Source organism: Bradyrhizobium sp. (assembly GCF_030693485.1).
In the GTDB taxonomy this organism is placed as follows: Bacteria; Pseudomonadota; Alphaproteobacteria; order Rhizobiales; family Xanthobacteraceae; genus Bradyrhizobium.
Window position 1 is genome coordinate 1 of record NZ_JAUYAN010000170.1, and the last position, 10,394, is coordinate 10,394.

Here is a 10,394-nt window from a genome sequence, read left to right on the forward strand (position 1 = left end):
GGAAGCGACTGAACTGAAATGATCGTCGGACAGCATTTCATTTCGTGGCGGCAAGATCTGGATGGAGTTTCCAGCCGTCGCTGTATACATTCCTGTCGGCGTCGCCGACGGAATTCGATCCTTGTTCGGTCAACAGGCCTCTAAGAGCCACGCTGCAGATCTGGAAACGCTTACCCACTAATTCCCAGGGAGGGATTCAATGACCAAGATCAATCGACGCAAGTTTCTGAAGACCACGGGCGGCATGGCCGCCGTGCTGGCGTCCGTCAAGATGCCGGCCATCGCGCAGGGCACGCCGGAAGTGCACATCCTGCGCTGGAATGACTTTGTTCCCGCCTGCGACGCCATTCTCAAGACCAAGCTGTTCCCCGAGGCGGAAAAGGCACTCGGCATCAAGGTTAAGTTCGAGACCGTCAACGCCAACGATCTGCAGGCGCGCATCACGTCGGGCATTCAGGCCGGCGCCGGCCCCGATGTGATCATGCTGAACAACAATCATCCTCAACTCTACAAGGCGAGCCTCGTCGATGTCTCCGACGTCGCGGCGGAAGTCGCGAAGGACCAGGGCAGCTGGTACAAGGCCGCATTGGCCAACGCCTCGTCGGACGGCAAATTCTTCGGCTTGCCGATGGACTACGTCGGTGGCTTGAACGCCTGGCGCGTGTCGATGTTCAAGGATGTCGGGCTGACCGAATTCCCCAAGACCTGGGACGCCTATCGCGATGCCGGCAAGAAGCTGAAGGCCAAGGGCTTCCCGATCGGCCAGTCGCTCGGCCAGTCGTTCGGCGATCCGGTCGGGTTCGCATACCCGTTCCTGTGGTCGTTCGGCGGCGCCGAAGTCGATGACAAGGGCAAGGTTGCCATCAACTCGAAAGAGACCATCGAGGCCGTCAAATACATGACCGCCTTCTGGAAGGACTCGATGGACGAAGGCGGTCTGGCCTGGGACGACTCGTCGAACAACCGCGCCTTCCTGGCCAGCACCATCAGCTCGACGCTGAACGGGGCGTCGATCTACATCGAGGCTTCGCGCAAGCCCGACCAGTACAAGACGGCCGACGGCAAGCCGCTGAAGGACGATATCCTGCATGCGCCGTTGCCGGCCGGGCCCAAGGGGCAATTTGGTCTGCACCTTGTCCAGTCGCACGTCATCCCGACCTATTCGAAGAATCAGAAAGCGGCCAAGGACCTGCTTCGGTTCATGCACACCAAGGCCAACTACGAGCAGTGGTTCGAGACCGGCCAGGGCTTCTACACGCCGGCCACTTCCGGGTGGGAATCGCACAAGGTCTGGACGCAGAATCCGGTGATGGCGCCGTTCGCGACGATCGGCAAGATCGGCTTGGCAGCGGGATACCCCGGCGAGTCGAATGCCAAAGCCGCCGAAGTGTTGTCGAAATACCTGATCGGCAACATGTTTGCGTCGGCCGTCAAGGGCCAGTCGGCCGAGGACGCCGTCAAGGCGTGCGAGGCCCAGCTGAAATCGATCCACGGCGCCTGAGGCGAACCGACCCCTGTCGCCGTTCACGGCGACAGGGGTATTTCCGCACTGCCGTGTTTTCCTGTGCGCCGTCGATTGGCGTCAAGGGACCTGGCTTCATGCGTACGAACCTGGATTGATGTAAATGGCGACGACTGCAGTACCCGTTCCCGACGGCGGTATCATCGTCGGCAAGCCGAAATGGCGACCGCTGGAGAGCGAGGGCAACCTCGCGATGCTGCTGCTGTTGCCGACGATCGCGCTGCTGCTGATGTTCATCGCCTACCCGTTCATGCGCGGCATATTGCTCGCCGTCACCAATTCGAAGGTCGGCGTGATCGGCGATTTCGTCGGTTTCGAGAACTTCGCGCGCCTGTTGAAGGACCCGATTTTTCACGCCGTCGTTTACAACACGTTCCTCTACACGTTCGTCACGACGGTGTTCAAACTCATCCTGGGTCTTTGGCTCGCCTTGCTGCTCAATCGCGATTTCAAGTTCAAGGCATTCACGCGCGCCTTCATCCTGCTGCCGTTCATCGTGCCGACCGTGCTCGCCTGCTTCGCCTGGAAGTGGATGTTCGATCCGACCTTCTCGGTGCTGAACTGGATGCTGTTCAAGTTGGGCATCGTCGCCGCGGGGGCGGGCGTCAACTGGCTCGGCGATGGCGATCTCGCGATGCTGTCGATCATGATCGTCAACATCTGGCGCGGCGTGCCGTTCTTCGCCATTTCGCTGATGGCGGGCCTGCAGACCATCAGCCCTGACCTTGGCGAGGCCGCCGCCATCGACGGCGCCAAGCCGTTGCAGCGGTTCTGGTATATTACCTGGCCGCTGCTGATGCCGGTGACCATGGTCGTGGTGCTGTTCTCGGTGATTCAGACCTTCTCCGACTTCCAGATCGTCTATGTCATGACCGGCGGCGGGCCGGCCAATGCGACGCACCTGTTCGCGACCTATGCCTACCAGCTCGGCGTCGGCACCGGCCTTCTCAGCCAAGGCGCCGCGGTCTCGCTCGCCATGTTCCCGCTGCTGTTCGGCATTGTGATCTTCCAGTTGATGTACATCCGCAGGGTGGAGACACGGTGATGCGCAATGGCTTCTCCTCTTCACCCAACCGGGAGTTCCACCCATGATCGAAGGTGCAGTCTGGCGCCGCTGGGTGTTCTTTCGCCTGCCGATGGCGATCTTCCTGATCTTCCTGCTGTTCCCGTTCTACTGGATGATCATCACGACGTTCCGGCCCGATGGTGAGCTCTATATCCCCTGGTACCGGGCCAACTACAAACCGTTCTGGACGTGGAATCCGACCACGGCGCACCTCAAATATCTGTTCGGCGAGACCACGTTCCTGATCTGGATGTGGAACACCACCTTCATTGCCGTGGTCGCGACCGCGATCTCGCTGTTTTGCGGCGTACTCGCCGGCTATGCCCTGTCGCGGCTCAACTTCAGGGGCGCGGCCCTGCTCGGTACGACCATTTTCATCACCTACCTGGTGCCGCAGACGCTGCTGTTCATTCCGCTGTCCGAGATCATCCGCACCTACAGCCTCGGCGACACGCCCTGGTCGCTGATCCTGAGCTACCCGACCTTTCTGATCCCGTTCTGCACCTGGTTGATGATGGGTTATTTCAAATCCGTTCCGAAGGAGCTGGAGGAGTGCGCGCGCATCGACGGCGCCGCACGCTGGCAGGCGATGCTGTACATCATCATCCCCGTGGCCGTGCCGGGCATCCTGTCTGCCATGATCTTCGCGTTTACCCTCAGCTGGAACGAGTTCATCTACGCCCTCGTATTCCTGTCGAGCCCGGAGCAGAAGACCGTGCCCGTCGGCGTCATCTCGGAACTGGTGCGCGGCGACGTGTTTTTCTGGGGGCCGCTGATGGCCGGCGCGCTGTTCGGCTCGATTCCTGTCGCCATTGCCTACTCGTTCTTCGTCGAACAATACGTTTCCGGCGTGACAGGGAGCGTCAAAGGCTAGCGGACCAAGTGACTTGCCAGGTGCCTTGCCAGGAGAGCAAGCCGCTAAGGCACAACAAAACCGGACGACTGGGGACAGAGAGCGGCAATGTCAAATGTAACGATCCGTCAAGTGCACAAGCACTACGCCGATTTTCACGCCGTGAAGGGCGTCTCGCTCGAGATCAAGGACAAGGAGTTCGTCGTGCTCGTTGGCCCGTCGGGCTGCGGCAAGACCACCACCTTGCGCATGGTGGCGGGGCTCGAGACGATCTCCGAGGGCGACATCATGATCGGCAACAAGATCGTCAACGAGCTGCCGCCCATGGATCGTGATATCGCCATGGTGTTCCAGAACTACGCGCTCTATCCGCATATGACGGTGTACGACAACATGGCCTTCGGCCTGAAGATGAGGAAATTCGACAAGGCGGAGATCGCCAGGCGGGTCAACAACGCCGCCGACATTCTCGACATCAAGGATCATCTCACCCGCAAGCCCCGCATGCTGTCGGGTGGACAACGCCAGCGCGTCGCACTCGGTCGCGCGATCGTGCGCAATCCGAAAGTCTTCCTGTTCGACGAGCCGCTGTCCAACCTCGATGCGAAGCTGCGGGTCCAGATGCGCGTCGAGATCAAGAAGCTGCACCAGCGCCTTGCCACGACCTCGATCTACGTAACCCATGACCAGGTCGAGGCGATGACGCTGGGGGACCGGGTCGTCGTGATGAAGGACGGCCTGATCCAGCAGGTGGGCGAGCCGCTGGAACTCTACAACAACCCCGCCAACAGGTACGTGGCCGGTTTCATCGGTTCACCCGCGATGAATTTCGCCGACACGATGATCGAGGAAGTGGGGGGCGCGGTCTACGCCACCAATCCGACGATGAGGATCCGGGTGCCGGAGCAGATCGCGGCACGGATGGGCCCGCACAAGGGCAAGCCCGCGACGCTCGGGATCCGGCCGGAAGACCTGCACATGGCCTCCGGCGCCGATCCGGAAGACCTTTCGTTCGAGGCGGTGGTTGAGGTCGCCGAGCAGCTCGGCGCCGAAATCATCCTGGACTTGAAAGCCGGCGGTAGCGCGATGGTCGCCAGCGTCGAGCCGACCGTCAAGGTGAAGCCCCAGCAGAAGATCCGCCTCGGCATCAACCCGGCGGGCCTTCGGTTCTTCGACGCGACGACCGAGGCGGCAATATGACCACCGCACTCGATGCCTGAAGGAGATCGACATGGATTCCCAACCCCGTGATCATGCGGCCCTGCTTGCGTCCGGGTTTCAATAACAAGAAGGAGTAGGGCTTTGCACATTCTGGTATTGGGCGCCGCCGGCATGGTCGGCCGCAAGCTGACCGAGCGGCTGCTGCGCGACGGACGCCTCGGCAAGCGCGACATCACGCGGCTGACGCTGCAGGACGTCGTCGCGCCGGCCAAACCCGCCAATGCGGGTTTTCCGGTCGATACCGTCACCTGCGACTTCGCGGTAGCCGGCGCCGCCGAACCGCTGGTGGCGGACCGGCCCGATGTCATATTTCATCTCGCGGCGATCGTCTCCGGCGAGGCCGAGCTCGATTTCGACAAGGGCTACCGCATCAATCTCGACGGCTCGCGGATGCTGTTCGACGCCGTCAGGCTGATTGGCGATGGCTACAAGCCGCGCATCGTCTTCACCTCGTCGATCGCCGTGTTCGGTGCGCCATTCCCGGACGCCATCGGCGACGAGTTCTTCCACACCCCGCTGCTCAGCTACGGCACCCAGAAGGCGATCGGTGAACTGCTGCTGGCGGATTATTCGCGTCGTGGCTTCATGGACGGCATCGGCATCCGGCTGCCGACCATCTGCATCCGTCCGGGCCTGCCCAACAAGGCGGCCTCGGGATTCTTCTCCAACATCCTGCGCGAACCGCTGGCCGGCAAGGAAGCGGTGCTGCCGGTGTCCGAGGATGTCCGTCACTGGCATGCCTCACCGCGTTCCGCCGTGGGCTTTCTGCTGCATGCGGCGACCATGGACAGCGCCACCGCCGGCGCGCGTCGCAACCTCACCATGCCTGGTCTCTCGGCAACCGTCGGCGAGGAGATAGCGGCGCTGAAGCGGGTGGCGGGGGACAAGGTGGCAGCAAGAATCAAGCGCGAGCCCGATCCGTTCATCATGGGCATCGTCGCGGGATGGCCGCGCAACTTTGACGCCAGACGCGCCCGCGAGCTTGGCTTCACCACCGCCGAACAAACGTTCGATGACATCATCAAGATTCACATTGATGACGAACTTGGCGGCAAGTTCGTCAACTGATTCTCGTCATTGCGAGCACAGCGAAGCAGTCCATTCTCTCTTTGCTCGGCGAGCTGGATTGCTTCGCTGCGCTCGCAATGACGTCCTAAAGACCGCGCCATGACCCAGGTTGCCTGCATCGGCGAATGCATGATCGAACTGAAGCAGGCCCATGGAGACGGGCAGGCCGGTTTGTTTTCGCGCGGCTACGGCGGCGATACCCTCAATACGTCGGTCTATCTGGCCCGGCTCGGCGTCGGCGTCGACTACATCACCGCGCTGGGTGACGACCCCATGAGCGACGAGATGCTGGTGGGTTGGGCCACGGAGGGCATCGGCACCAGCCGGGTTGCGCGGCTGAAAGGAAAATTGCCCGGCATCTACATGATCCAGACCGACGCGTACGGCGATCGCCGGTTCTTCCACTGGCGCGAGAACGCCGCCGCGCGCAGCCTGATGGATTTGCCCGAGACCGGCGATATCCTCAATTCGCTCGCGACCTATGACGTCATCTATCTGTCGGCCATCACGCTGTCGATCTACACCCAGCAGGGACGAACGAAACTGCTTGGCGGGCTCGGCAACGCCCGCAAGCATGGCGCCCGCATCGTCTTCGATACCAACTTCCGGGCCCGTGGCTGGTCCGATTCCGACGTCGCGCGCGCCGTCTTTGGCGAAGCCTTTGCGGTATCCGATATCGTATTGGCTTCGCCCGAGGATTTGCTGCCGCTCTATCCCGACGAAACCGACGAACAGCTGATGGCGCGCATTCCCTGCAACGAATTGGTGCTGAAACTTCTCAGCCCCGGCAGCATCGTGCGGTTTGAAGGATTATTGCGGGAAGTAAGGCCGGAGCCCATCACACAGCCTGTCGTCGATACCACCGCGGCCGGGGACAGTTTCTCGGCCGCCTACATCGCCGCGCGGCTCGCAGGCGCGGAACCGGTCGAGGCCGCTCGTGCGGGGCATCGCCTAGGCGGCGTCGTGGTGTGCTATCCCGGTGCCATCATCCCGCGTTCGGCAATGCCGGCAAGTATATTGCCCGGGCCGGGATCCACTCGTAAGGCCTCCCCATGACACCGAAACAGGAAAAACTCACTGCACTCTTGAAATCCGGCTGCGTTATCCCGGTCCTGACCATTGAGCGGCTTGCGGACGCCGTGCCGCTGGCGCGAGCGCTGGTTGCGGGCGGGGTGCGCGTGCTCGAGGTCACCTTGCGCACGCTGGTGGCGCTTCCGGCTGCGAAGGCCATCATGGCCGATGTGCCCGAGGCCGTGGTCGGGATCGGCACCATCCTGAACGAGGACGATCTGGCGCGCGCGGAGGATATCGGCGCGCAATTCGGCATCAGCCCCGGCGCCACCCCGGATTTGCTCCGGGCGGCCGCGGCCAGCGCCTTGCCGTTTGCCCCCGGTATCGCGACGGCGTCGGAACTGATGCTGGCGCTGGCGCATGGCTTTGGGCCGGTCAAATTTTTCCCGGCCGAGCAGTCCGGCGGCATCAAGGCGCTTCGCGCCCTGGCGGGGCCGTTTCCCGACATGCGGTTCTGCCCGACCGGCGGCATCGGCGAGGCCAATGCGGCCACCTGGCTGGCCGAGCCCAATGTGATCGCGGTCGGCGGTTCCTGGCTATGCCCGGCCGCGGATATCCGGTCCGGCAACTGGTCCGGCATAACCGCCATGTGCGAACGGGCCATGAAATCGCTGAAACCGGCGTGAAGATAGGCTACATAACACCCCGAGCGAGACAGGGAGAACGACCATGACAGCCAGCATCGTCGGATGGGCGCACACGCCGTTCGGCAAGTTCGATACCGAGACCGTCGAGAGCCTCGTGGTGAAGGTCGCCGTCGATGCGCTGGCCGATGCCGGCATTTCCGCCGGCGACGTCGACGAAATCGTGCTCGGGCATTTCAATGCCGGCTTCTCGCCGCAGGATTTTACCGCCTCGCTGGTGCTGCAGGCCGACCCTGCGCTGCGCTTCAAGCCGGCAACGCGCGTGGAAAATGCCTGCGCCACCGGTTCGGCCGCGGTGCATCAGGGCATCCGGGCGATTGCCGCGGGCGCCGCCAAGATCGTGCTGGTGGTCGGCGTCGAGCAGATGACGCGGACGCCGCCGGCTGAAATCGGCCGCAACCTGTTGCGCGCGTCGTATCTGCCGGAAGATGGCGAAACCCCCGGCGGCTTTGCCGGCGTGTTCGGCAAGATCGCGCAGGCCTATTTCCAGAAATACGGCGACCAGTCCGATGCGCTGGCGATGATCGCCGCCAAGAACCACAAGAACGGCGTTTCCAATCCCTATGCGCAGATGCGCAAGGATTTTGGTTTTGATTTCTGCCGCTCCGAGAGCGAGAAGAACCCGTTCGTCGCCGGGCCCCTGAAGCGCACCGATTGCTCGCTGGTGTCGGACGGCGCCGCGGCACTCGTGCTGACCGATACGGAAACGGCAAAGACCATGGGCAAGGCGGTCAACATCCGCGCCACTGCGCATGCGCAGGACTTCCTGCCGATGTCGAAGCGCGACATCCTGCAGTTCGAAGGCTGCACCGTGGCCTGGCAGCGCGCGCTGCAATCGGCCGGCGTGACGCTCAACGACCTCTCCTTCGTCGAAACCCATGACTGCTTCACCGTCGCCGAACTGATCGAGTATGAAGCGATGGGCCTGACGCCGCGCGGGCAGGGCGCGCGCGCCATCAAGGAAGGCTGGACCCAGAAGGACGGCAAGCTGCCGGTCAATCCCTCCGGCGGCCTGAAGTCCAAGGGCCACCCGATCGGCGCCACCGGCGTCTCCATGCATGTGATGAGCGCGATGCAGCTCGTCGGCCAGGCGCCCGAGGGCATGCAGATCAAGAACGCAAAACTCGCCGGCATCTTCAACATGGGCGGGGCGGCGGTAGCGAACTACGTCTCGGTGCTGGAGCCCGCGAAGTAAGCGGAGCGGGTTTGCGGCAAGCTGCCGAAGCAGAGTGACAGGTGTCGTCCCTGCGAACGCAGGGATGCATAGCCACCGGCCGTTGTTGTTTTGCCGTTTCGCTGGCCAGATCGATATATCGTAACTTCACGGAGTATGGGCCCCTGCGTTCGCAGGGAAGACGTGGATACTGGAATTCCTGCATACGCCCATACCCATGACGCCCTTGATCTTCCCAACGTGCTGCCGTTACTAGACCCGAAATCGCGGTGAAACCGCAGCACTCGGGAGCAGATCACGCCATGGGACCACTCGAGGGCATCAAGGTCATCGACATGACGACCGTGCTGATGGGACCCTATGCCACCCAGATGCTCGGCGACTACGGCGCCGACGTTATCAAGATCGAGACGCCCGATGGCGACGTGACGCGGCAGATCGGCCCGACCCGGCATGCCGGCATGGGCCCGGTGTTCCTCAACACCAACCGCAGCAAGCGCTCGATCTGTCTCGATCTGAAGAAGCCGGCCGGGCGCGACGCCGTGCTGCGGCTGATCGCGACCGCCGATGTGCTGGTCTACAATGTGCGGCCGCAGGCGATGGCGCGGCTGCAACTCGGTTACGACGTGGTCGCGAAAATCAATCCGCGGCTGATCTATGCCGGCGTGTTCGGGTTCGGCCAGGACGGCCCCTACGCGGCCAAGCCCGCTTATGACGATTTGATCCAGGGCGCCACAGCGCTTCCCGCGCTGATGGCGCAGACCAGCGACGGCGTGCCGCGCTATGTGCCCAATGCGCTGGTCGACCGCATCGTGGGCCTGACGGCAGTCGGCGCCATCTGCGCCAGCCTGGTGCATCGCGACCGCACCGGCAGCGGCCAGCGCGTCGACATTCCGATGTTCGAAACCATGGCGGGTTTCGTCATGGGCGATCACATGGGTGGCCTGACCTACGAGCCGCCGCTCGACAAGGGCGGTTATGCGCGGCATCTGTCGCGCGACCGGCGGCCGTACAAGACCTCCGATGGCTACATCTGCGTGATCGTCTATAACGACAAGCAATGGGAAAATTTCTTTGCGGCGACCGGACGCGACGACCTGCGCCGCGATCCCCGGTTTGCGGCCTTTGCCGGGCGCGCCGTCAATATCGACCTTGTCTATGCCGAACTCGCGCGTATTCTCGAGACCCGCACCACCGCCGAGTGGACCGAGCTGCTGGTCAAGGCCGACGTCCCCGTGATGCCGATGCATGACCTCGAGAGCATGTTGCGGGATCCGCATCTGGTGGCGACCGACTTCTTTCCCGTGGTCGATCATCCCACCGAAGGCAAGATCCGCAACATGAAGGTCGCCGCCACCTGGTCGGACACGCCGGTCGAGACGGCGCGGGGGGCGCCGCGGCTCAACGAACACGGCGAGGAAATTCTCAGGGATGCCGGCTACTCCGACGACGAGATCGCCGCACTGGTCCGCGACGGCGTCACCATAACGGCGCCGGCCACGAGGGATTAAGACCATGGATTTCGCACTGACCGCCAACCAGGAATCGATCCGTGACGCGATCGGCAAGATCTGTACCCGCTTCGACGACGCCTACTGGCTGAAGAAGGACAAGGAAGGCGGCTATCCCGCCGACTTCCACCGGGCGCTGGCGGATGCCGGCTGGCTCGGCATCTGCATCCCCGAGGAATATGGCGGCTCGGGTCTCGGGATCACCGATGCCGCGATCATGATGCGGACGATTTCGGAATCCGGCGCCGGCATGTCCGGCGCTTC

The 10,394-nt window shown here is 62.9% G+C and carries 10 protein-coding genes; all 10 read left to right on the forward strand.

The annotated features are described in order from the left end of the window. The first annotated feature begins 199 nt into the window (after positions 1–199). The gene (locus Q8N40_RS12230) at positions 200–1,501 is read left to right on the forward strand and encodes an ABC transporter substrate-binding protein (RefSeq protein WP_305711998.1); all 1,302 of its coding nucleotides are present in this window, start codon (positions 200–202) and stop codon (positions 1,499–1,501) included. A gap of 124 nt (positions 1,502–1,625) precedes the next feature. After that, positions 1,626–2,567 (forward strand): carbohydrate ABC transporter permease, encoded by a 942-nt coding sequence (locus Q8N40_RS12235; RefSeq protein WP_305318026.1) that lies wholly within the window; start codon positions 1,626–1,628, stop codon positions 2,565–2,567. Positions 2,568–2,610: 43 nt separating this feature from the next. After that, complete coding sequence (locus Q8N40_RS12240) at positions 2,611–3,462, forward strand: carbohydrate ABC transporter permease (RefSeq protein ID WP_305318025.1); 852 nt, start codon at positions 2,611–2,613, stop codon at positions 3,460–3,462. Between the two features lie 87 nt (positions 3,463–3,549). Next, entirely contained in the window at positions 3,550–4,641 is a 1,092-nt protein-coding gene (locus Q8N40_RS12245) for an ABC transporter ATP-binding protein (protein ID WP_305318024.1), read from the forward strand. 102 nt (positions 4,642–4,743) lie between these two features. Continuing rightward, a complete protein-coding gene (gene denD, locus Q8N40_RS12250; protein WP_305711999.1) occupies positions 4,744–5,730 on the forward strand; it encodes a D-erythronate dehydrogenase in 987 nt (328 codons plus the stop codon). A 99-nt stretch (positions 5,731–5,829) separates the two neighbouring features. After that, positions 5,830–6,786 carry a sugar kinase gene (locus Q8N40_RS12255; RefSeq protein WP_305712000.1) on the forward strand — a complete coding sequence of 319 codons (957 nt, stop codon included), beginning with the start codon at positions 5,830–5,832 and terminating at the stop codon, positions 6,784–6,786. Beyond that, positions 6,783–7,427: a bifunctional 4-hydroxy-2-oxoglutarate aldolase/2-dehydro-3-deoxy-phosphogluconate aldolase gene (gene eda, locus Q8N40_RS12260; RefSeq protein WP_305712001.1), complete on the forward strand. Its 645-nt coding sequence runs from the start codon at positions 6,783–6,785 to the stop codon at positions 7,425–7,427. The genes Q8N40_RS12255 and eda overlap by 4 nt, the downstream gene beginning before the upstream one ends. A 43-nt stretch (positions 7,428–7,470) precedes the next feature. Then, a complete protein-coding gene (locus Q8N40_RS12265; RefSeq protein ID WP_305712002.1) occupies positions 7,471–8,640 on the forward strand; it encodes an acetyl-CoA acetyltransferase in 1,170 nt (389 codons plus the stop codon). A 281-nt stretch (positions 8,641–8,921) separates the two neighbouring features. Next, positions 8,922–10,130, forward strand: a complete 1,209-nt coding sequence (locus tag Q8N40_RS12270) for a CaiB/BaiF CoA-transferase family protein (protein WP_305712003.1) — start codon at positions 8,922–8,924, stop codon at positions 10,128–10,130. Positions 10,131–10,134: 4 nt separating this feature from the next. Continuing rightward, the coding region (locus tag Q8N40_RS12275) for an acyl-CoA dehydrogenase family protein (protein ID WP_305712004.1) at positions 10,135–10,394 on the forward strand (260 nt) is incomplete at its 3' end.

Bases quoted from the DNA above. Each gene is read 5' to 3' on its own strand.
- Q8N40_RS12230 (WP_305711998.1), top strand. From the start codon at position 200: ATGACCAAGATCAATCGACGCAAGTTTCTGAAGACCACGGGCGGCATG.
- Q8N40_RS12235 (WP_305318026.1), top strand. From the start codon at position 1,626: ATGGCGACGACTGCAGTACCCGTTCCCGACGGCGGTATCATCGTCGGC.
- Q8N40_RS12240 (WP_305318025.1), top strand. From the start codon at position 2,611: ATGATCGAAGGTGCAGTCTGGCGCCGCTGGGTGTTCTTTCGCCTGCCG.
- Q8N40_RS12245 (WP_305318024.1), top strand. From the start codon at position 3,550: ATGTCAAATGTAACGATCCGTCAAGTGCACAAGCACTACGCCGATTTT.
- Q8N40_RS12255 (WP_305712000.1), top strand. From the start codon at position 5,830: ATGACCCAGGTTGCCTGCATCGGCGAATGCATGATCGAACTGAAGCAG.
- eda (WP_305712001.1), top strand. From the start codon at position 6,783: ATGACACCGAAACAGGAAAAACTCACTGCACTCTTGAAATCCGGCTGC.
- Q8N40_RS12265 (WP_305712002.1), top strand. From the start codon at position 7,471: ATGACAGCCAGCATCGTCGGATGGGCGCACACGCCGTTCGGCAAGTTC.
- Q8N40_RS12270 (WP_305712003.1), top strand. From the start codon at position 8,922: ATGGGACCACTCGAGGGCATCAAGGTCATCGACATGACGACCGTGCTG.